Below are 20,467 nucleotides of genomic sequence, written 5' to 3'. Positions count from 1 at the left end.
CAGGTCCGCTGTCGGCTGCTCCCGGAGATGCGTGGGCGCCGGGCGTCCGGACCAACAGGGTAGATGGGTGCAGATGACAGGCACACGCCGGAACATGCAGCTTCTGTACGACGTCGAATACGGCGTCCGTCGCGAGCTGATCGCGCGGCTGGTGGCCGTGTTTCTCGGCGCGGTCCTGCTGTTCTTCTACGAGGGCAACCTGCTGCCTGCCGTGTGGTGTGCCGGATACTTCATCGGTCACGCGCTGCATTGCCGCTACATCGTCGTGCACCGCAAGACGGCAGAGCCGCGCCACCTGACGATCGCCGGTCTGTCCTACCTTGTCGTCGTCGTCTCCTTCATGTGGCTGCCGGTGTATTTCGCGATGAACGAGGCGCCGGAAAAGATCGCCCTCGGCGCGATCCTCATGGGGTCGACGATGGTCTACCAGATCCGGCGCGGCGACCGGATCCTCTGGCTGGCCTGGTCGCAGATTGCCCTGTTCGGCGTTTTCCTTCTGCTGGTGGTCGGCAGCCACATGGACAAGTTCGAGGGCCCATTCGCAAAGGCGGGGGTGCTGATTGTCGTGGTGGTGGCCCTGGCCTACACGGCGCTGGCGATGCTGTTCTCGCGCGCCTCTCGGCTGGCGCTCGAAGAGACGGCGGAACGGCTGGCACAGGATCAGAAGATGTCCGCCATCGGCCGCCTCGCCGGCGGAGTCGCGCATGATTTCAACAACATACTGACGGTTGTGCAGGGCAACCTCGAACTCTACCACCTGCTGGCGGAACGGGACGAACGCGACGCTGTGGTGGAAGAGGCGCAGGCCGCAGCGAAACGGGCGGAGGCGGTTGTCCAGCAACTTCTGGTCTATGCCCGCAAGGCGCCGACACGGGCGCGGGTGGTCGATGCGAACGTCGCCGTGGATGGGATCGTCTCGCTTGTCCAGACGCTGGTGCCGGAGCGCATACAGAAGCTGCACGTGCGCCATCCGGGGCGTTTGCCTGTCCGGCTGGACGATACGCAGCTGACGACCGCGCTGCTGAATCTCGTGAAGAACTCGGTGGATGCCATCGAAGGCAGCGGCGTGGTGGAGATCGTCACGTCGGAGGAGCGGCTGACGGAGCCGCTGAAGACCGGGGACGGACACGCGCTGCCACCCGGGCGCTATGTCTCGATCGCGGTGGTGGACACCGGCTGTGGTATTCCCAGGGACGCGCTGCCGCTGGTGGCGGAACCGTTCTTCACCACCAAGCCGCCGGGCATGGGCACCGGGCTGGGCCTGTCGATGGTGGCCGGTTTCGTACGCTCTGCAAACGGCGGCTTGAGGATCGAAAGCTCGGAGGAGGGGACCCGCATCTCCATGCTGTTCCCGGTCATGCCGCTGCAGGAACCGGTCCCCGAAAAGGCAAACGCCGCCCTGGAGGGCGGCGTTCCTGTCGGCGAATAAGCCCTTGCCGGGCTTCGGAAATATCAGAAGCCGAGGCCTTCGTACTTCTTCTTGAACTTCGACACGCGGCCGCCCTGGTCCAGCAGGCGCGAGGAGCCGCCGGTCCATGCCGGGTGCACGGTGGGGTCGATGTCGAGGACGAGCGTGTCGCCTTCCTTGCCCCAGGTGGTGCGGGTCTGGAATTCGGTCCCGTCGGTCATCTTGACGGTGACGATGTGGTAGTCGGGGTGAAGATCCTTTTTCATCCGATCCGTTCCTTACGCCTGAGCCTTCGGGGCTTTGTAATTGGTGACTTCCGCGATGCGGGCCGACTTGCCGCGGCGCGAGCGGAGGTAGTACATCTTCGCGCGGCGGACGCGGCCGCGGCGGACGACTTCGATGGACTCGATGTTGGTGGAGTACAGCGGGAACACACGCTCCACACCTTCACCGAAGGAGATTTTGCGAACGGTGAACGAACCGGCTATCCCCTTGCCATTCTTACGAGAAATGACAACGCCCTCGTAGTTCTGGACGCGGGTGCGGGTGCCTTCGGTGACCTTGTAGCCGACGCGGACGGTGTCGCCTGCCTTGAAGTCGGGGATCTCTTTCCCCAGCGAAGCGATCTGCTCCGCTTCGAGTTGTGCGATCAGATCCATCTGACCTTCTCCTTTTTCACACGCGGTTTGCCCGCGGAAATGTCAGTCAGTGCCTTGATTCCAGACAGGAATTTGCACCGCCAGCTGTTGCTTTGCTTGCGTGGGGCCCCGGGTGGGGCCGCCACGATACCAAAGGCATCCGAGTCGCCCCGATGCCTGAGATGGGGCCTTCTACGCGCGGGGCCCCTGCAAATCAAGGGAATTTCCCAAGCCCCCGCAAACCCGCCGACCGCAGGGTTAACCGGGGCGGATTAACCCTTCCTTATGGCGAGTCCCGGCCGGTTGGAGGGGTCGAACCGGCCGGTTGGCAACCTTCTTTAACGCGCCAGATGGGCGATTCGGGTGGGTTTGGTGCCGGGTGGGGAAGGTTTTTAGTGTAGGGCCCGGTTTCGCGGCAAATCGCGCTCACGTTGCCGCGAGCCTGTGCCGAAATTCCGGCGTGCGGGGCCGGACCATTGCGCCAAAGGCCAGATCGCTTGCCAATCCCGGCCAATCCGGGCGGTTCCGCCCGTCAATACAGCTTAACGAGGTTCAAAGACCGTGATGCCCCGCTCCTTGCGTTAACCGTTTTCAGGTGGCGGAGGGTTCCGAGTGAACTGAGAGCCAATGGAGGCACTGTTCGACCGGATTTCCATACCGGAAGGGGCGTTACTGATTTTCATGGTCAAGATGCGGCAGACTGCCGGCGTACGTTCGGATCGAGCAAATCGGCCTTCGGCGAGGCTGAGAGCATCTTGCGTCGGCTTGCGACTGACGTGCGCCTTGGGCGTAAAGCCGATTTTTGCTGTGCCTTGGACGAACGGCATCAATGCGCAGGATCCGGACAGAAACGTATCAAAACCTCGGAGGTTTAGCCCAGGGGTTATGTCCATGCTAACGTTCTCGCGTTTCCTGAACATGCCGGGAGGGACAGAAACGACCGTTTTTGACCGCCATATGATTTATGTAACATGTAGTCTTGAGGCCCTCAGAATTTCATGTTACATATTCCATGTGAAGTCAATCCAGGGGATAGCCATAATGCCTGTCATACGCGTGAACGACGCAACTTTTGTCGATCTCAAGTCCGTAGCCACGTGGCTCGGGACAGAGACGCCTTCTCAAACCATCGACCGCCTAGTGCGGGAAAAAATGGAGCAGCTTGGCCTCGAGCGCGACGATGCGCCGGAAGAGATGATGCCGCGCGATGTTTCGAGCACAGCTTCAGACGAAGGTGATATGGAGTTCCGCTCCGCGCCCGGCCTCTCTTTCACGCGGGTGCTAGATGCCTCAGTAGGCGGCAAGACGCTCGGCAAAGCGAACTGGTCAGGTGTGCTACTGAATGTCATCACCGCGACCAAGAAGAAGAACGGAATGGATGCGAAAACACTCTGCCATGAACTTCAGATACCCTCAAAGCCGTATGAGTACGTCTCAGAAGGGTACAAGTACCAGTCTGAGTTAGGCATCTCGATCCAAGGGCAATCAGCTCAGGATGCTTGGAAGGAAATCCAACGCCTTGCTGACAAGCACCATGTAGCTGTCGACGTGCGCTTCCAATGGCGCGAGAACGACAAAGCTCAGTATCCAGGCCGGATCGGCGTCCTCCGCGCGGGGAAGTGAACTGATGCATTGTGTCGCGAGCCGCACACGCGGCTGGCGACAGCATTTCTCAGTCAAGGCTGAGCTGCCTCGCCATGTGCTTTCTTGGCCGATTCTGCCCAAGGTTTTTGACTGCGGCAGAAGGGATCGTTTCTGTCCCGCTGTCCAGCCACCCCGGCCGCATGACCTGTAGGTCCGATGTCTCGTTCGGGAAGCGCGCGCCGAACGACCGCAAGGGGCTGGGACCGGCCATCCGCCGCGCACAGCACGAATGTTGGCTTAGGGCCGATTTCGGAAACGGTCCGCTTCAGGACCTCGGGGCGATCATGTGAAGCGGCATTCGGAGGTATGCTCCCAAGCGGTAGGGGCGTGAGAAGGCAGATCGTGCGCATGGGCGAAAATCCTTGTCCGGCAATGGGATCAAGGGGGCCCTGCGCGGCGCTTCAGGGGACGTCCTTGCGGGCCTTGAGGGCGTTCCAGAGGTCGGGGCGGCGGGTGCGGGTGAGGTCTTCGGACTGCTGGCGGCGCCATTTCGCGATCTCTCCGTGGTGGCCGGAGAGGAGCACGTCGGGGATCGTCCGGCCCTGCCATTCGGCGGGGCGGGTGTACTGCGGATGCTCCAGGAGGCCGTCGGAGAAGCTCTCTTCCTCCGTCGAGTCGGCGTTGCCGAGGACGCCGGGCAGCAGGCGCACGGCGGCGTCCAGCATGACCTGCGCGGCCAGTTCGCCCCCGGTGAGGACGTAGTCGCCGATGGAGACCTCGGCGATGCGGTAGTGGTCGATCACCCGCTGGTCGAGCCCCTCGAACCGTCCGCAGATCAGGGTGACGCCGGGCCGCTGCGCCATGTCGCGGGCCATCGCCTGGGTAAAGGGCTTGCCGCGCGGGCTGAGGTAGATCAGCGGCGCGCCGGGGTGCTGCTGGCTGCGGGCGTGTTCGATGGCGGCGCCCATCACGTCGGGACGCAGCACCATGCCGGCGCCGCCGCCCGCGGGCGTGTCGTCGACGTTGCGGTGCTTGCCCTCGCCGAAGGCGCGGAGCGGGACGGTCTGGAGCTGCCAGAGTTCCTGCTGCAGCGCCTTGCCGGTCAGCGACAGCCCGAGGATGCCGGGGAAGGCCTCGGGGAAGAGCGTAATGACCTGCGCGTGCCATGCGCGGGCCAGGGCGGGCGCCTCGGTCATGAGGTCGCGCGGCTTCAGGCTGGGGCGGATGGTCTTGCGGCCATGGGAACGGGGAGCGTCGGACATGGCCGGGCTTTATCCCGTTCCACCGGCGGGCGGCAAGCGCTCAGAACGGGTTTTGCACCGGAAGGAGCGCGGCGGGGGCGTCGAGGTAGTCTTCGCGCTGCGGCTCCGTGGTGAGCTGCCCGGTGGCCAGGTCCCATGCGGGGCGCGGCCGGGGCGGGCGGCCGTCGCGGCGGGTGAAGGCCCCGGCGGGCGCGGGCCAGCGGTCGCCCGTGGCCTGTTCGAGGTCGCGCAGGGTGTCGGGGAGCCTTGGGGCCGCGTCGGTCACTGTCTGCGGCGGGTCGATGCCGAGGTCGCCGGTCTTGTAGACGCCGGCGTTCCAGCGGTCGATGGTGCCGCGGACTTCGGTCAGGACCTGCGTGTCGCCCTTGCGCGCGGCCGCGACCAGCCGTCCGTCGAGGACGATGCGGGCGAGGTAGGCGGCGACGGTGGCGCGGTCGCAGGCGGGCTGCCTGAGGCACCAGAAGGCGGCGGCGGCCTGATCGGGATTGTCCGGGTCGTGTTCGGTCACCACCCGGTGCCAGAGGTCGATGTCGGGCGGCCCGAGCTGTTCCAGCGCCTCGGCGAGGGAGGCGGACGGGGTGTCCTGCGCCTGGCGGGTCCAGAGCCAGTGGGTCGCCATCCAGATGCGCTGGTCGCGGTCCCACTCGGCGCGGATGCGGGCGAGGTTGTCGACCTCGTCGCGCATGGAGAGGACCGCGTCGGGACGGCGGAAGTGCTGCGCGATCTCGCCGGCCTGGCCCGGGGAGGAGGTCAGCAGGCGCGCCAGCAGGTACAGCGTCAGCAGGCGCGGCGCGGGCAGGTCGGTGAGCGCGGAGTCCGTGTGGCCGCTGTGCCAGGCGGAGAGCGAGCGGTGCAGGATCCACGAGACCGCCTCTTCGCGGGAGACGGGGCGGTCGTCGACGGGGCCGTCCTCTGCAGGCGAGAGCGCGCGGGCAAGGACCTCGCGCTGGCGGTTGGGAGAGGGCAGGTCGCGCGGCGTGCTGCGCAGCGGGCCGGGACTGCCGAGGGAGATGAAATTGCGGCGACCGGGGCGCAATGGACGCCAGCGGATCGTCGCGGCGACGGAGGCGACGCCGGTCATGGCCACCGACCCGCTCAGGAAGGCGCGCATGTCCCCATGGAGCGACGCCAGTGCGACCGTCAATACGGGCGCGGCGGCAAGTCCGGAGAAGATCATTCTGAACTTCTGGCTAATCAAAACGACGATCCATCAAATACGTCCCCATTGAGGCCAAAAATGGACGACAACTGTGGCAAGAAGTGGGTGACGCAGGGTGTAAATTAAGTTGATTGACGCTGAACGTAGCGCGATCACTCATTTTAGCAGCTTTTGTGTGCGGGACTGAAACAGAAAATGTGGCGAAAGCAAGGCGGCTGCCTTATTTCGGCCCCCTAACCGCAGCCCGGAGAATCGCTCAGTCGAGCAGTCCCTCGGGCGGATCGGCGACAATTCGGCGGGCCGTCAGGTCGACGGTGGGCACGCAGGCGCGGGTAAACGGCAGCAGGACCGTGCCGCTCTTGCCTGCGGTGTGCAGCTCCAGCAGGTCGGTGGCGCCGTGGTTCAGGACGGCCTTCACCTTGCCCAGTTCCACCCCGCCGGTGTCGAAGACCGACAGGCCGATCAGGTCGGTGTGGTAGAATTCGTCGTCGGGGAGCGAGGGCAGCCGGTCGCGCGGGGCATAAAGGCGGACACCCTTGAGCGCGTCGGCCTCTTCCTTGGTGCGGACGCCGGTGAGCCGGGCGGCGAAACCGTTGGCGATCTCGCGCGTGATCTGAAGGTCGAAGCTGCGCCCGTCTTCGGTGGTGAGGGGGGCGTAGTCCTCGATGGCGCGGGGATCGGCGGTGAAGCTTTTCAGGCGCGCCTCGCCCTGCACACCGAAGGCACCCGCGATGGCGCCGACGCAGATCGTCTGGTCCATGTCCGTCGTCCTCATGGCAGGGCACAAAGCCCCGCACGCATCCAGTTGCCGCCCATCGCCGCGCAGGACTCTTCCTGCTGCGCGCGCTCGTAGAAGATGCCCGCAACGAAGGCGATGAGCAACAGGATGGGGAGGCGGATCAGTCCGAACATGGCGCAGCATGTGCCACGGCGCGCGGGCGGGGGCCAGAGGGGACGGACACAGGGTGTGCGGGAAGCCGCCGGGGGCGGTTCATCCGCTGGCAGAGGCGCGGGAAACGGGCTTAGCTTGTGGCGTTTCAATGCAGGAGTGCCCGTCATGACCGTCGTTCGTCCGTTTTCGCCCGAAGATGTGGGGTCCGTCACCGGGCTGCTGTTGCAGGATGCGGCCGCGCGGCAGGCCTGTGATCCCGCGCTGTGGGCGCTGAAGCCCGATGCGGGAACGGCGGTCGCCAGCTTCATCGAGGGTGCGACACAGGGCGGGACGCCGATCCGGCATGGCTGGACCGTGGCAGAGGAAGAGGGGCGCATCACGGGTGTCGCGCATTCCATCCTGCTGCCGGTGCCGCCGATCTATGCCGGGGAGGACGGGATGCCCGGCCTTCTGATGGAGGATTGCGCCGTGGCGCCGGACGCCCCGGAGGGCACGGCAGAGGCGCTGCTGGAAGCGGCGGAGGCCGACCTGCGGGAGGCGGGGGCAAGGGTGCTGCTGGCCTCTTCCGTGCTGCCCTGTGCCTGGACTGCGGCGCTGGAGGGGGCGGGTTACGAGCCGCTGACGCTGTATTACGGCGCGCGGATGGATGCGGCGGATGGGGCTGTGCGGCTGGCCGGGGCAGAGGACATTCCCGGCCTTGTGGCGCAGAGCGCGGTGAACCGGGAATGCCTCTACGCGGTCGACCCGTTCTGGAAGCCGCATCCGGAGGCGGATGCGCGGTTCGAATCGTGGATGCGCAAGAGCCTGACGCTGACGGACCGCGACATGCTGGTGACGGAGGCCGGGGGCCGGGTGTCGGGCTATGCCATCGCGCATCCCGCCACCCCGCTGCACCTGCCCGCCGCGCACGATCCGAAGGGCATCGGCATGATCGACGACTATTTCCACGAGGGGTTCGCGGAGATCGGCGCGGAGCGTGTCGCGGGCGAGGCGCTGCGCTTGTTGCAGGCCGCCGAGGCGGCATTGGCGGCGCGGGGCGCGCGGGCCGGGATGGTGATCTGCCCGGCGGGCTGGACATCGAAGCGCGGGATGCTGGAGGCCTCGGGCCACGAGGTTGCGCTGACCTGGTCGATCCGGCGCTGAGGCGCTTCGGGCCGCGGGGGCCGGTGTGATCCGCACACGAAAAAGCCCCCGCCGGTGGGGCGGGGGCTTCTGACAAGGTCCGGGGACCGTGCCGCAGATGCGGGCCGATTATTCCTCGGCGGTCGCTTCTTCGGCGGCGGCTGCCTTGGCGGCACGCTCTTCGGCGCGATCCTGGGCTTTCTTGCCCGGCTCGCCCTTCTTGAGGTTGGCGCGCTCTTTCTTCTCGATCACGCCTGCGGCTTCGAGGAAGCGCGACACGCGGTCGGTCGGCTGGGCGCCGTGGGACATCCAGTACTGGATGCGCTCGAGGTCCATTTTCACGCGCTCTTCCGAATCCTTCGGCAGGAGCGGGTTGTAGGTGCCCAGCTTCTCGATGAAGCGGCCGTCGCGCGGCATGCGCGAGTCGGCGGCGACGATGCGGTAGAAGGGACGCTTCTTGGAACCGCCGCGGGCGAGACGAATCTTGACTGCCATTTTGTTTCTCCTTGATCTGAATGGCGATTGAAGGCCGTGTCTTGTGGCCTCAGTTCTGGTGTTCCTTGTGGTGACGGATCACCTCCTGAATGATGAAATTCAGGAATTTCTTGGCGAAATCCGGGTCGAGGTCGGCCTGGACTGCGAGGTCTTCGAGCCGCGCGATCTGCTTTTCCTCGCGCGCGGGGTCGGAGGGCGGAAGGTCGTGCTGCGCCTTGAGGACGCCCACGGCCTGGGTGTGCTTGAACCGCTCGGCCAGCGTGTAGACGAGGATCGCGTCGAGCCGGTCGATCGACTCGCGGTGGCCTTTCAGCAGCATCGCTGCGCGCTGTGTATCGTCCTGAACGTCAGTCAATGGCGAAGCCTTTCGGTTTGAAGAGCGGGTCCTGGTAGTGCGCGATTTCCATCGCGATGCCGTGCCCGGTCTGGCCCTTGAGCTGGTCCAGGGTCGGGTGGCGGTAGACCGCGTCGGAGCCGTCGATGGTGGCGGCCTCGCGGTCCTTCCAGCAGCCCAGCCGTTCGGCAAGGCGGATGGAATCGAGGTTCTTGGGGTCGATGTAGGAGACGGCGGTCTCCCACCCAAGGTCGTGGTAGAAGTGGCGGCGGACGCGGTCGGTCGCCTCCAGCGCAAAGCCCTTGCCGGAGCGGTCGGGCCAGATGATCCAGGCGATCTCGCGCTCGGGCCATTTCGCGGGGAACCAGCCGCCGGCCATGCCGACGGTTTCGCCGGTGTCCTTCAGGTGGATCATCCACATGCCGTAGCCGCGGATTTCCCAGTGGCCGATCTCGGCGGCGTAGAGCATCCATGCCTCGTACGCGTTGAGCGGCCCGCCCATGAAGCGCGAGCGGTAGGAGGCGAAGGTCGCCTTGAAGTCCGGGTAGTCCTGCGCTTCGGGCGCGCAGAGGCGCAGGCGCTTCGTCTCCAGCACGGGAATGGTCTGGCCGGGCATCACACGACCTCCTTCTGGTGGCGCCAGACGTGCAGGTCGGTTTCGCTGATCTGCGCCTCGACCACCGGATCGCGGCGGGCGCCGGAACGCTTCATCAGGCGGTTCGCCCGGTCGTTGTCGGAGGCGACGAAAGAGGCGACGCTGTCCCACTTCAGGTCGTTGAAGGCATGGTCGCGGGCCGCTTCGAGCGCCTCGAGCGCAAAGCCCTGACCCTCGGCGGCGGCGGTCAGGAAGATGCCCAGCTCCGGCTCCGGGTCTTCCCATTCGTAGCCCAGCAGCACGAAGCCCGCGGTCGGCTGGGTGGCGGCGTCGATGGTCCACAGGCCGTGGCCGTGCAGCATCCAGCAGGCGACGTAATTGGTGAAGTCGCCCCAGGCCTCTTCGCGGGTGTAGGGCCCGTCCATGAAGATGGCGCGGTCGGAGGTCATGATCTCGGCGTAGGCGTCGAAGTCGTAGACACGCGGGCCGCGCAGTTGCAGCCTTTTGGTGTCCAGGACCGGCACGCGGCCGCCCATCCGGGCCGCGGCGCGCGCGGCCGGACCGGGGCGGTGCTTTTCGCACGGTGCCTTCGCGTTGAGATCACGGGGTGTCATGGCACGATCTTCCTGTGCCGCCAGACCTGCGCGTTCTGCCCCAGAAGCGTGGTGTCGCGTTCGTGGGTGGCGCCCATCCGCTCGGCGACGCGGCGCGACGCGGCGTTTTCCGGGTGGATGTAGGAGATCAGGTGGTTCAGCCCGTGGGTTTCCGCGGCCCAGAGGCGCACGGCCTCGGCGGCCTCGGTGGCAAAGCCCTTGCCCTCGTGCCCTTCGAAGAGGTGCCAGCCCAGCTCCGGCTCGTCCCACATGATGTGGTTGACCAGCCCGACGCGGCCCACCGGCTGGTCGTCGTGCAGCACGGTGAAGAAGCCGTAGCCGCGCAGGCCCCAATGACCGATGGAGCCGAGGAACCCGCGCCAGATGTCGAAGCGGTCGGCGGTCGGGCCGCCGGTGAACTTCGACCGTTCGGAGGACATGAAGGCGGCGCAATGTTCGAAATCTTCCTCGCGCGGGGTGCGGAGGACGAGACGGTCGGTGCTGAGGGAATACGAGGCCATCATGGCAGGACATCCTTAGGTGCGGGATGGCGCCAGAGTTCTTCCTGGCCCATGTAGACGTTGTCGTATGTGCGTTCGAGCACGGCGCCCAGGCGTTCTGCCAGGGCAGCGGAGCGGGCATTGCCCGGAACGATGTTGGAGGTCAGGGCCGGAAGGCCGAGGTCCTCGTAGGCCCAGCGGCGGGCGCGGAGCGCGGCCTCCACCGCGAGCCCCTTGCCTTCGTGCCCGGCAAAGAGCGCCCAGCCGATTTCCGGTTCCGGCCAGCCTTCGGGATTCCAGATGCCGCAGATGCCTGCGACCGCGCCGGTGTCCTTCAGCTCCAGCGTGAAATAGCCGTAGCCGTGGATGTGCCAGTGGCCGACGTTCAGCGCGAACCAGCGCCACGCGTCGCCGCGGTTGTCATAGGCGCCGAAGCCGTCCGCGCGGGGGCGGTCGGTGAGGAAGGCGATGTAGGCCTCTGCGTCGGCGGTTTCCGGGCTGCGCAGGATCAGGCGGTCGGTTTCGAGGCGGGGCGCGCGGGTCAGGCTCATGCATAGGCCTCCGGCGCGCCGTCGGTGTCCGGCGCATGGCGGTAGACCACGGTTTCCTCGGGCGTCTCGCCCTCGGGCAGGGGGGCGTCCGGGTCGGGGGCCGCACCCAGCCGTTCGGCCAGCGCGATGGAGCGGTCGTTGCCCGGCGTGATGTAGGAGACCAGCGTCTGAAACCCGTTTTCCCAGGCCCAGTGCAGCGCGGCGGTCGTGGCCTCCGTGGCATAGCCCTTGCCCTCGGCCTCCGGCAGGAGGGTCCAGCCGATCTCTGCCTCCGGGTAGTGCGGCGGGCGGTTGATGCCGACCTGCCCGACGAAGGTGCCGTCGCGCGTCTCCACGCCCCAGGAGCCATGGCCGAGGATGTCCCAGCTTCCGGCCTCGGCGCCGAGGATGTACCACGCGTCGCGCCGCGAGAACGGCCCGCCCATGTAGCGCGCGTGCTCGCTCCCCAGCGCCGCGTAAAGCGGTTCGAGGTCGGCCAGGGCGTGCTGGCGCAGCGTCAGGCGCGGGGTATGCAGCGTGGGTGCGGGCATGGCGGTGTCAGGCGGTGTGCTTCTGGTCCGGAGCCGGGCCGAATCTGGGCCGGGCGGCGCGAAGCGCGGGGGCTGTCCTTTCGGGAGGGTTACTTCTTCTTGCCGAAGCCGGAGAGGCCGGGGGGCAGGGCGCTGCCGCCGCCCGCACCGGGCAGGCCGGGCATGCCGCCGCGGGCGCTCATCTGCTTGGCCGCCGCTTCCAGTGCCTTCGGGTCCATCTGCGAGGGGTCCATGCCCGGCGGCATGCCGCCCTTGCCGAACATGCCGCGCATGGCCTGCTTCAGCATCCCGCCTTTGCCCATCTTGCCCATCTTCTTCATCATGTCGGACATCTGGCGCTGCATCTTCAGCAGCTTGTTGAGGTCCGAGACCTCCATGCCGGCGCCCGCCGCGATCCGCTTCTTGCGCGAGGCCTGAAGGATCTGGGGGTTGGCGCGCTCCATCTTGGTCATGGAGTTGATCAGGGCGATCTGGCGCTTGATCATCTTGTCGTCCATGTCGGCGCTGTCGACCTGCTTGGCCATCTTGCCCATGCCCGGCATCATTTCCATCATGCCGGCGACGCCGCCCATCTTGATCATCTGCTCGAGCTGCATCCGCAGGTCGTTCATGTTGAACTGACCCTTCTGGAAGCGCTTCATCATGCGCTCGGCCTGCTCGGCCTCCAGCGTCTGCTGCGCCTTCTCGACCAGGGCCACGATGTCGCCCATGCCGAGGATGCGGCCCGCGATGCGCTCGGGCTCGAAGGTTTCGAGGGCGTCCATCTTTTCGCCGAGGCCGACGAACTTGATCGGCTTGCCGGTGATCGCGCGCATCGAGAGCGCCGCACCGCCGCGGCCGTCGCCGTCCATCCGGGTGAGGACGACGCCGGTGATGCCGACGCGGTTGTCGAAGTTTTCAGCGGTGTGCACGGCGTCCTGGCCGGTCAGGCCGTCGACCACCAGGAGCGTCTCGCGCGGGTTGGCGACGTCGCGGACCGCCTCCACCTGCGCCATAAGCTCTTCGTCGATGGACAGGCGGCCGGCGGTGTCGAGCAGGTAGACATCGTAGCCGCCGAGGCCGGCCTGCGTCTTGGCACGCTTTGCGATGGCGACCGGGTCCTCGCCCTTGACGATGGGCAGGGTGTCGACTCCGATCTGCGTGCCGAGGATGGCGAGCTGTTCCATCGCGGCGGGGCGGTTCACGTCGAGCGAGGCCATCAGGACCTTCTTGCCGTCGCGCTCCTTCAGGCGTTTTGCCAGCTTGGCGGTGGTCGTCGTCTTGCCGCCGCCCTGCAGGCCGACCATCAGGATCGGCGCGGGCGGGTTGTCGATCTTCAGCTTACCGGGTTCGCCTTCGCCCGCCAGCGTGGCGATCAGCTCGTCGTGGACGATCTTGACGACCTGCTGGCCGGGGGTCACCGACTTGGTGACGGAGGCGCCGGTGGCCTTCTTCTCCACCGCCTTGACGAACTGGCGCGCCACGGGCAGCGACACGTCCGCCTCGAGCAGGGCGACGCGCACCTCGCGCAGGGCTGTCTTCACATCGTCCTCGGAGAGCGCGCCCTGCTTGGTCAGCCGGTCGAAGACGCCGCCGAGGCGTTCGGAGAGATTTTCGAACATGGGCCCTTGGCCTTTCTCTATGTCTCTGGTGGTCGCCTGAGAGGTAGGGGGCGGCGACCGGCTTCGCAAATCCTGTGGCGCCGGGGCGCCGGTGAGTTCCATGGCGCCGGGGGCGCCTTCTTCCGTGGCGCCGGAGCGCCTGTGCCATGGGGCAATGCGGAAATGCCCCCGTGGGCGCAACGCGCTGACGGAGGTCGATCCCGGGCCATGCCCATGGGACCGGAAGACTCTGCGGACTTCCGGAAGTGGCTGGTCCATGCCGCATCACGCGCCCGGAGTCAATGATCTATGTTCTGGAAAGGCGGGCGATCTGTGGTAACATTCCCCATCCGGAGGGGGATGACCATGGTCGGTTACCGGGTTTTCGACAAGCTCAAGCTGGTGCGCTTTGCGTGGGTCGGCCGGGTCGACCCGGAGGAACTGGCCCAGGTGTCGATCGAATACGCGCTGGGGCCGGACTTCGATCCGGAGTACCGCATGTCCATGGACCTGAGCGGCGGCTGGCTGACCTCCGTGAAGGAGGTGCAGCTGCTGATCGACCTCTGCCGCCCCTATTACCGCGCCCACAGCGCACCGACCCGCAGCGCGCTTTTTGCGCCCGACGACCGGTCGTTCCGCATCGCCACGGCCTATGCGACGCTGGCCGCCCCCGGAGCGGGCTACCCGATCACCATCTTCCGCGACGCGGCCGGGGCGCTGGGACACCTCGGGATCGACCCGGCGAACTGGCGCGCGCAGGAGGTCTTCGACCCGGCTGCGAGGGCGCAGAGGCCTGCGCAAGAGGGGAGGGGCAACGGGCGCCGCCTGCGGAAAAATCCCGCTCGTGTGCAACCCGCACCGGCCTTTCATCGTTGAACCCACAACAAATCGTTCAGGAAAGCGTGCGCGGCCGCTAATCCGAAAACCCGCCGCGCAGATGGCCCGAGGGGGCCCGGGCGCCGCGAGGAGGCGCGATTGACGCCATGCCAGTCGACTACACCGTTCACCCGGATCTCAACATCGTGCTCGTGCTGTTCCACGGGCTGGTGCGGTCCGAGGAAAACATCGAGGCCTTCCTCGACTACCAGCAGCACCCGGACTTCGACGGTCTGCAGAACGTGCTGATGGACCTGGCCCACTGCCGCTTTCCCGACAACTTCTTCGTCGAGATGCGTGCCTTGGCCGAAAGGCTGCGGCCCTACTACCAGACCCGCGATCCCCGGTCCCGGACGTCGATCTACGCGCCGGGCGACGTGGCCTACGGCGTGTCGCGCCTCTACCGGTCGCGCATCAATCCCGACGCGCCCTATCCCATCGGCGTGTTCCGCACGGCGGAGGCGGCGCTGGACTTTGCCGACCTCGACCCCCGGTCGCCCGACGTCCGCGGCCTTCTGCGCCCGGCCTCCGCGCAGGGCCGGGTCGCGCCCTGAGGTTCGTAGGTTCCCTTCATCCCGGCGGACATGCTGCCGAATGGCGTGCATTTCCGGCTCTTGGTGTCGCACTCTCTGAATGTTGCCAGGGTGCCGTACCAGGCAATTCCGGCCCGGATGCCAGGCATTCCTGACCCAAACCGGACCTTGGTCAACTTGCTGATTTGACATAGTGTCTAAGCACTCGTCACGCATTTGGTCGGGAGATCGGGAAGTGAGCGAAGTCACAATCTTCGGGCTCGGGCTGATGGGATCGGCGCTTGCCAGAGCTTACCAGAGAGCCGGAGTTTCCATAACCGTCTGGAACCGCACGATCAAGAAAGCAGAGGCGTTGGAGCCCGAGAATGTCGTCGTCGCTCCAACGATTTCAGACGCGATTGTTGCGAGCCCGGTCTTAATCATCTGTGTAGACGATCCTAAATCAGTTCTTACCCTCTTTGGGCACAGCCAAGTCGGGCGGCTGCTCGATGGTCGAACGATAATTCAACTCAGCACCAGCCTGCCCAAACAGGTAAGGGAAGACCAGAAATGGCTGGCTGCAAGAAACGCCGACTTTCTCTACGGTGCCATTCACTGTGGCCCCCAGTATCTGGGAACGAAGGACGGTAACATCCTGATTTCCGGACCCTCTGACAGCTACAGGCAGGTTGAAAAACTTCTGGGCCATCAGGGCGGGAAGATAGCGCATCTCGGCGACGACATTGCAGCCGTATCCGTGCTTGACCTGGCATGGCTGTCGATCCGCTTCGGCGAGTTCTTGGGAATGCTGCACGCTTCGAACATATGCCAGGCAGAGGGAATAGACCTGCAGAAGTTCATTTCGATGTTTCCTGACAATGAACGCATTCAGCATCATGTCGGAACGATACGAGACGGCACTTACGATCAAAGAACGGCCACGTTGTCCGTTTGGCAGGCATCGCTGGAACTATTGAAGCGGCAAGCCATGGACGTAGGCATTGATGCCGGGTTTCCGAACCACATTGGCACCCTTTTCGACAAGGCAATCAAGGCCGGCTACGCCGAAGAGCATGTGATGGCGTTGTTCAAGGTCCTGAAAGGCGATGGCGGAACGACATATTGACAGTTCGGGCCCGATCCTGCCGTTCGCTGCATCTTGCACGAATGATCGCTTGGCCCCGGCCTTGGCCTTCGTACGCAGCGCCGCGCTCCGGGGCTGCGATGTGATGCAAGAGCCACTGATGCCTGGCATCTGACGCGTACCCCGGAACGGGTCCGGGGAGGGCAGCGCCCTCCCCGGTGGGTCCTGCCGGGGGGCAGGACACGGCAAGTCCGGTCGGCGGTCAGGCCGCCAGTTCGGCGAGGTCGGCTTCGGCGCGCGCCTTCGAGGCCTCGGCGTCGAGGTTCTGCAGGTCCGAGCGCACCACCTGGATGTCGGTGATCCCCATGAAGTTCAGCATGTGGCGCACCCAGGGGGTGGCAAAGTCGATCGGGCTGCCGACCTCGGTCCCGCCGGTGGCGACCACGAGGATCACGCGCTTGCCCTCGAGCAGGCCTTCGGGGCCCTTCTCGGTGTAGCGGAAGGTGATGCCGGCACGGGCGACCATGTCGAACCAGGCCTTCAGGCTGGCGGGCACGTTGAAGTTGTAGATCGGCATGGCGATCAGCAGGGTGTCGGCCTCCTGCACCTCGGCGATCAGCCGGTCGGACAGGGCCAGCCGGTCGTGCTGCTCGGGGCTGCGAGCGTCGGTCTGGGTCGACATGGCGTGCAGCCAGCCCGCGTCGAGCTGCGGGATGACCTCCTGGCTCAGGTCGCGGGTGACGGTCTTCGCCGGTTGCAGGCGCTCCGCCACGCGGTCGGCCAGCGTCCGGGTGGTGGAATTCTCGTGGCGGGCAGAGGCGTCGATGCGCAGCAAGGTATGTGTCATTCGGTTTTCCTGTTCGATATCCGGTTTGTGAACTCTGCCGTTCATTTTGGTTCTTGCATCCGTGAACGCAATCGGAGGAAATGGACAGAATATGTTTGCAGATGCACATGGTGAGACATGGACAATTGGGATGAGATCAGAACCGCCTTCCAGGTGGCGCGGCTGGGCACCGTCAGCGGTGCGGCCGAGGTTCTGGGCGTGCACCACGCCACGGTGATCCGCCATATCGACGCGCTCGAGGGGCGGCTGGGCGTCAAGCTGTTCCAGCGCCACGCCCGCGGCTACACCGCCACGGAGGCCGGCACCGACCTGTTGCGGGTGGCACAGACCACCGCCGACCAGTTCCAGCAGCTCGAAGGACGCATCCGCGGCCGCGGCTCCGACGTGTCGGGCGAGCTGCTGGTGACCTCGCTTGTGGCCTTTGCGCCGCTGATGGTCCCGGCGCTGACCTCCTTCCGCGAGGCGCACCCGGAGGTGGTGGTCCGCTTCCTGACCGGCGACCGGCTGTTCCGGCTGGAATACGGCGAGGCGCATGTGGCGCTGCGCGCGGGCAACGCGCCGCAGGAGCCCGACAACGTGGTGCAGGCCTTTGCGCGCCAGTCCATCGGGCTTTACGGCCACAAGGACTACATCGCCCGGCGCGGCCGCCCCTCCGGCGCAGCCGACCTCGTGAACCACGATTTCGTCGGCCACGACGATCCGGAGAACCGCGCGCCCTTCTACCGCTGGCTGCAGGCGCAGGTCCCCTACACCGAACGCGTGGTCTTCCGGTCGGAGGACAGCCGCGTGGTGCAGCAGGCGCTGCTGGCAGGCGCCGGGCTGGGCTTCCTGCCGACGCGCGAGGCGAAGAACAACCCCGACCTCGAACTGGTGATGGGCCCGCAGGAAGACTGGGCCTCGCCGCTGTGGCTGGTGACCCATGTCGACCTGCACCGCACCGCGAAGGTGCAGGCCTTCCTCGCCCATCTGAAGGCCTTCGTCGGGGCTGAAACGGAGTGCTGAACCGGACGGGCGCGGCGGAGGGGCGGCTGGGCGAGGCCGGCAAGGGCCACCTCGCCATGCTGGGTTTCGCAATGATCGTCGCCCTGAGTTTTCCGTTCGGGGCGATGGTCGGGCCGTACATCGACCCGGCGGTGCTGACCGCGGTGCGCTTCGCCGTGGCGGCGGCGGTCATGTGGGCGCTGGCGCTGGGCGCGGGGCAGGCGGAGGTTCGGGTCTTCCGCGCCCCCTGGCGCTACTTCGCGCTGGCGGGGCTTTTCGCGCTCTACTTCGTGACGATGTTCGAAGGGCTGAAGACGGCGGAGCCTGTCAGCATGGCGGCGGTCTTCACCCTTAACCCGGCGCTGACCGCGGTCTTCGGCTGGCTGGTGGTGCGTCAGGCGACCACCGCGCGCATGGCGCTGGCCATCGCCATCGGCGGCGCGGGCGCGCTCTGGGTGATCTTCCGGGGCGACCCCTCGGCGCTGGCCCGGTTCGAGATCGGCCGCGGCGAGCAGGTCTACTTCTGGGGCTGCATCGGCCACGCGCTCTACTCGCCGCTGCTGCGCCGGCTGAACCGCGGCGAACCGGCGCTGGCCTTCACCGCGGCGATCCTCACGGCGGGTGCGGCGATCCTCGGCCTCTGGGCGGCGCCGGACATCCTGGCAACCGACTGGGCCGCGCTGCCTCCGGTGGTCTGGTGGGTGATCCTCTACACCGCGCTGATGGCGACCGGCGTGACCTTCCTGATCATGCGCTTCGCCACCCTGCGCCTGCCCTCGGCCAAGGTCATGGCCTACACCTACCTCGTGCCGTCCTGCGTGATCCTCTGGCAACTGGCGCTCGGACAGGGCGCGCCCGCGGCGGCGGTGCTGCCCGGCGTGGCGCTCACCGTGATCTCGCTGCTCCTCCTGCTGAAGGACGAGGACGCCCACCGCAGCTGATGCGCTTCCTCTTCATCTTGGCGCAAATACCTCGGGGAGTTTGAGGGGCTGGCCCCTCAACCCGTCGCCTCCGCCCGCGTCCGGAGCCTCGGCAGACGCGCCCCGGCCCACGTTGCGGTCCCGCCGCAACCGGGGCAGGATCGGGCACGACCGGGGCGGGGCTGCGCCTGTTTTCGGGAGGGCCCTTCGGGCGCTGTTCAGGCCGCGTCGGGGTTCTGTGGGCCGTCGGGGATGTCGTCGCGGGGCGCGAGTTCCATTTCCAGGAAACGCTCGAAGGCGTCGAGGTTGACCGGCTCGAACAGGCCGAAGCCCTGCATCCAGACCGTCGCCTCGCGCAGGGCGTCGGGTTCCAGCTTGCACCACTTCAGGCGGCCGCGCTTTTCCTGGCTGATAAGCCCGGCGTTGGTCAGCACGGTGAGGTGCTTGGAAATCGCGGCCAGCGACATCTCGAAAGGTTCGGCCACGTCGGTCACGGCCATGTCGTCCTCCAGCAGCATCGCGAGGATGCGGCGGCGGGTCGGATCGGCGAGGGCCGCGAAGGTGGCGTCGAGACGGGCGGTCATGTTTCCCGCGATACATGCTTTCCCGGGATTTCAAAAGCGCGGCGGTGTCGCCTCCCGCTGCCGGTAAAGATAGATCTGCTGGCGCGACAGGCCGATGTCGCGCAGGTGATGGTCCCTGAGGCCGGTCGGCAGGCCGTTGACGGGATCCACCTGAGTTGAAGAAGAGGCAAGGACGCGGGTGAGCGCGCGGCAGGCGGCCCAGACCCGCGCCAGCGGAGCTGTGCGGTTCTTGTGCATGTCTACGTGTCCGAATGACGTGGGTTTCCCTCAATATCCCGCTCATGGCGGGCTCGATCAACGCGAGTTGCTTGACAGAACCTGTGCAGAAACCGCACATGACGCCATGCCCCGCAGCCTGCCTCCGCTGAATGCCCTGCGCGCCTTCGAGGCGGCCGGGCGGCATGGCAGCTTCAGCGCCGCCGCGGCGGAACTGGGGGTCAGCCACTCCTCCATCAGCCGCCACGTGCGCGGGCTGGAGCTGCGGCTGGGGGTCAACCTGTTCCGTGACGCGGCGCGCGGGGTGGAGCTGTCGCCGGAGGGGCGGGCCTACCTCCGGCAGGTCTCCCCGGCCTTCGATGTGCTGGCGGAGGCGACCGAGACGCTTACCGGGCGGGCACCGGGGGTCGTCACCGTTTCCTGCGAACCGACCATCGCGGCGCACTGGCTTCTGCCGCGGCTGGGGCGGTTCCATGCGGCCTTTCCGGGAGTCGAGCCGCGGATCACCGCCTCTTATGCACTGGCGAACCTGACCGGCTTCGAGGCGGATGTCGCCATCCGCTCCGTGGTGCGCACCGTGCCGGATGTGCCCGCGTCGCTGGTCAGCAACGCGCCGATGTATCCCTTTGCCCGGCCCGAGGTCTGCGCCGGGATCGCCGGTCCGTCGGACCTGCTGCGGCTGCCGCGATTGCAGGACCGGCGCGGCGATCCGTGGCGCGACTGGTTCATCGCCGCCGGTGTCGATCCGGGCGGGCTGGAACCGCCGGAGTGGCGCCTGCTGGCCGATCTGGCGCTGCCCGCCGCCGTCGCGGGGCAGGGGGTGATGCTGGTCAGTGCCGAGGTGGCGGAGGTTCACGTGGCGCGGGGCGATCTGCAAAGGGCCTGGGACGTGCCGCTCTGGGGCGGGTCCTACATGATCCTGACCGAGCCGCAGGCGGCGCGGCGGCGCGCGGTGCGGCAGTTCCGCGACTGGGTGATCGCGGAGGGCGCGCCCTGGCGGTTCGACGAAGGGCCTGGGGTCGACGGCTGATCACGCGCCCCGATGCCCGGAGGAGCGGGGCGCAGGCCCGGTTCCATGCATTGTCAACTGATGGGTTGAATATGGGTTTTGGCCCTCTTGGGGCGCTAACGGAGGTGCGGCATCCTGTGCCGTCCCGCGCCGCCTTTGGAAATTATTAATGATTTCAGATACCTGCGGACCGAA

26 protein-coding genes are annotated in these 20,467 nt (G+C 66.7%); 9 read left to right on the top strand and 17 right to left on the bottom strand.

Features of this window, described 5'->3' with window-relative positions; genetic code table 11:
* Window positions 1–73: 73 nt before the first annotated feature.
* Window positions 74–1,429: an ATP-binding protein gene (locus QNI11_RS19970; RefSeq protein ID WP_283981480.1), complete on the top strand. Its 1,356-nt coding sequence runs from the start codon at window positions 74–76 to the stop codon at window positions 1,427–1,429.
* 23 nt (window positions 1,430–1,452) lie between these two features.
* Here the strand turns inward: QNI11_RS19970 and rpmE are convergent, their stop codons facing one another.
* Window positions 1,453–1,674, bottom strand: coding sequence for a 50S ribosomal protein L31 (gene rpmE, locus QNI11_RS19965; protein WP_005863531.1), 222 nt, complete (start codon window positions 1,672–1,674; stop codon window positions 1,453–1,455).
* Between the two features lie 12 nt (window positions 1,675–1,686).
* The gene (rplS, locus tag QNI11_RS19960; protein WP_005863529.1) at window positions 1,687–2,067 is read right to left on the bottom strand and encodes a 50S ribosomal protein L19; all 381 of its coding nucleotides are present in this window, start codon (window positions 2,065–2,067) and stop codon (window positions 1,687–1,689) included.
* 606 nt (window positions 2,068–2,673) lie between these two features.
* Here rplS and QNI11_RS19955 point away from each other — a divergent pair.
* Window positions 2,674–3,669: a T4SS efffector SepA family protein gene (locus tag QNI11_RS19955; protein ID WP_283981479.1), complete on the top strand. Its 996-nt coding sequence runs from the start codon at window positions 2,674–2,676 to the stop codon at window positions 3,667–3,669.
* A 422-nt stretch (window positions 3,670–4,091) separates the two neighbouring features.
* Here the strand turns inward: QNI11_RS19955 and trmD are convergent, their stop codons facing one another.
* The 4 genes from trmD to QNI11_RS19935 form a co-directional block, all read right to left on the bottom strand.
* Window positions 4,092–4,892: a tRNA (guanosine(37)-N1)-methyltransferase TrmD gene (gene trmD / locus QNI11_RS19950; RefSeq protein WP_283981478.1), complete on the bottom strand. Its 801-nt coding sequence runs from the start codon at window positions 4,890–4,892 to the stop codon at window positions 4,092–4,094.
* A 40-nt stretch (window positions 4,893–4,932) separates the two neighbouring features.
* Window positions 4,933–6,069: a hypothetical protein gene (locus QNI11_RS19945; protein ID WP_283981477.1), complete on the bottom strand. Its 1,137-nt coding sequence runs from the start codon at window positions 6,067–6,069 to the stop codon at window positions 4,933–4,935.
* Between the two features lie 238 nt (window positions 6,070–6,307).
* Window positions 6,308–6,811, bottom strand: a complete 504-nt coding sequence (gene rimM, locus QNI11_RS19940) for a ribosome maturation factor RimM (RefSeq protein ID WP_100928433.1) — start codon at window positions 6,809–6,811, stop codon at window positions 6,308–6,310.
* An 11-nt stretch (window positions 6,812–6,822) separates the two neighbouring features.
* Window positions 6,823–6,963, bottom strand: coding sequence for a hypothetical protein (locus tag QNI11_RS19935; RefSeq protein ID WP_198521849.1), 141 nt, complete (start codon window positions 6,961–6,963; stop codon window positions 6,823–6,825).
* Between the two features lie 145 nt (window positions 6,964–7,108).
* Between QNI11_RS19935 and QNI11_RS19930 the strand changes: the two genes are divergently transcribed.
* Window positions 7,109–8,086, top strand: a complete 978-nt coding sequence (locus QNI11_RS19930; protein ID WP_283981476.1) for a hypothetical protein — start codon at window positions 7,109–7,111, stop codon at window positions 8,084–8,086.
* Window positions 8,087–8,194: 108 nt separating this feature from the next.
* On the opposite strand, the gene rpsP is transcribed toward QNI11_RS19930, so the two are convergent.
* The 8 genes from rpsP to ffh form a co-directional block, all read right to left on the bottom strand.
* Complete coding sequence (gene rpsP, locus QNI11_RS19925; protein WP_100928430.1) at window positions 8,195–8,560, bottom strand: 30S ribosomal protein S16; 366 nt, start codon at window positions 8,558–8,560, stop codon at window positions 8,195–8,197.
* A gap of 49 nt (window positions 8,561–8,609) precedes the next feature.
* Window positions 8,610–8,915 carry a chorismate mutase gene (locus QNI11_RS19920; RefSeq protein ID WP_100928429.1) on the bottom strand — a complete coding sequence of 102 codons (306 nt, stop codon included), beginning with the start codon at window positions 8,913–8,915 and terminating at the stop codon, window positions 8,610–8,612.
* On the bottom strand, window positions 8,908–9,510 hold the full coding sequence (locus QNI11_RS19915; RefSeq protein ID WP_100928428.1) for a GNAT family N-acetyltransferase: 603 nt from the start codon (window positions 9,508–9,510) through the stop codon (window positions 8,908–8,910). Before QNI11_RS19915 ends, QNI11_RS19920 begins: the two co-directional genes overlap by 8 nt.
* The gene (locus tag QNI11_RS19910) at window positions 9,510–10,103 is read right to left on the bottom strand and encodes a GNAT family N-acetyltransferase (protein ID WP_283981475.1); all 594 of its coding nucleotides are present in this window, start codon (window positions 10,101–10,103) and stop codon (window positions 9,510–9,512) included. The genes QNI11_RS19915 and QNI11_RS19910 overlap by 1 nt, the downstream gene beginning before the upstream one ends.
* Entirely contained in the window at window positions 10,100–10,606 is a 507-nt protein-coding gene (locus QNI11_RS19905) for a GNAT family N-acetyltransferase (RefSeq protein WP_100928426.1), read from the bottom strand. The genes QNI11_RS19910 and QNI11_RS19905 overlap by 4 nt, the downstream gene beginning before the upstream one ends.
* Entirely contained in the window at window positions 10,603–11,133 is a 531-nt protein-coding gene (locus tag QNI11_RS19900) for a GNAT family N-acetyltransferase (RefSeq protein WP_283981474.1), read from the bottom strand. The genes QNI11_RS19905 and QNI11_RS19900 overlap by 4 nt, the downstream gene beginning before the upstream one ends.
* Window positions 11,130–11,663 (bottom strand): GNAT family N-acetyltransferase, encoded by a 534-nt coding sequence (locus tag QNI11_RS19895; RefSeq protein WP_100928425.1) that lies wholly within the window; start codon window positions 11,661–11,663, stop codon window positions 11,130–11,132. Before QNI11_RS19895 ends, QNI11_RS19900 begins: the two co-directional genes overlap by 4 nt.
* 89 nt (window positions 11,664–11,752) lie before the next feature.
* On the bottom strand, window positions 11,753–13,264 hold the full coding sequence (gene ffh / locus QNI11_RS19890) for a signal recognition particle protein (RefSeq protein ID WP_283981473.1): 1,512 nt from the start codon (window positions 13,262–13,264) through the stop codon (window positions 11,753–11,755).
* Between the two features lie 339 nt (window positions 13,265–13,603).
* Here ffh and QNI11_RS19885 point away from each other — a divergent pair, with 339 nt between their 5' ends.
* The 3 genes from QNI11_RS19885 to QNI11_RS19875 all read left to right on the top strand — a co-directional run bounded on the left by QNI11_RS19885 (window position 13,604) and on the right by QNI11_RS19875 (window position 15,757).
* The gene (locus QNI11_RS19885) at window positions 13,604–14,119 is read left to right on the top strand and encodes a hypothetical protein (RefSeq protein WP_283981472.1); all 516 of its coding nucleotides are present in this window, start codon (window positions 13,604–13,606) and stop codon (window positions 14,117–14,119) included.
* Window positions 14,120–14,226: 107 nt separating this feature from the next.
* The gene (locus QNI11_RS19880) at window positions 14,227–14,673 is read left to right on the top strand and encodes a hypothetical protein (protein WP_283981471.1); all 447 of its coding nucleotides are present in this window, start codon (window positions 14,227–14,229) and stop codon (window positions 14,671–14,673) included.
* 214 nt (window positions 14,674–14,887) lie between these two features.
* Complete coding sequence (locus tag QNI11_RS19875; RefSeq protein WP_283981470.1) at window positions 14,888–15,757, top strand: NAD(P)-dependent oxidoreductase; 870 nt, start codon at window positions 14,888–14,890, stop codon at window positions 15,755–15,757.
* A gap of 220 nt (window positions 15,758–15,977) precedes the next feature.
* Here the strand turns inward: QNI11_RS19875 and QNI11_RS19870 are convergent, their stop codons facing one another.
* Window positions 15,978–16,562: an FMN-dependent NADH-azoreductase gene (locus tag QNI11_RS19870; RefSeq protein WP_283981469.1), complete on the bottom strand. Its 585-nt coding sequence runs from the start codon at window positions 16,560–16,562 to the stop codon at window positions 15,978–15,980.
* Between the two features lie 117 nt (window positions 16,563–16,679).
* On the opposite strand from QNI11_RS19870, the gene QNI11_RS19865 reads away from it, so the two are divergent.
* A complete protein-coding gene (locus tag QNI11_RS19865; RefSeq protein WP_100928419.1) occupies window positions 16,680–17,564 on the top strand; it encodes a LysR family transcriptional regulator in 885 nt (294 codons plus the stop codon).
* The gene (locus QNI11_RS19860) at window positions 17,558–18,484 is read left to right on the top strand and encodes a DMT family transporter (RefSeq protein WP_283981468.1); all 927 of its coding nucleotides are present in this window, start codon (window positions 17,558–17,560) and stop codon (window positions 18,482–18,484) included. The genes QNI11_RS19865 and QNI11_RS19860 overlap by 7 nt, the downstream gene beginning before the upstream one ends.
* A 197-nt stretch (window positions 18,485–18,681) precedes the next feature.
* On the opposite strand, the gene QNI11_RS19855 is transcribed toward QNI11_RS19860, so the two are convergent.
* Together QNI11_RS19855 and QNI11_RS19850 are read right to left on the bottom strand one after the other, a co-directional pair.
* Window positions 18,682–19,047, bottom strand: a complete 366-nt coding sequence (locus tag QNI11_RS19855) for a metalloregulator ArsR/SmtB family transcription factor (RefSeq protein WP_283981467.1) — start codon at window positions 19,045–19,047, stop codon at window positions 18,682–18,684.
* A gap of 30 nt (window positions 19,048–19,077) precedes the next feature.
* Window positions 19,078–19,284, bottom strand: coding sequence for a hypothetical protein (locus QNI11_RS19850; protein ID WP_283981466.1), 207 nt, complete (start codon window positions 19,282–19,284; stop codon window positions 19,078–19,080).
* Window positions 19,285–19,390: 106 nt separating this feature from the next.
* Between QNI11_RS19850 and QNI11_RS19845 the strand changes: the two genes are divergently transcribed.
* Window positions 19,391–20,293: a LysR substrate-binding domain-containing protein gene (locus tag QNI11_RS19845; RefSeq protein WP_283981465.1), complete on the top strand. Its 903-nt coding sequence runs from the start codon at window positions 19,391–19,393 to the stop codon at window positions 20,291–20,293.
* Window positions 20,294–20,467 lie beyond the last annotated feature (174 nt).

Source organism: Sagittula sp. MA-2 (assembly GCF_030126985.1).
Lineage (GTDB): Bacteria > Pseudomonadota > Alphaproteobacteria > Rhodobacterales > Rhodobacteraceae > Sagittula.
This window is presented reverse-complemented; position numbering and strand designations above follow the sequence as displayed.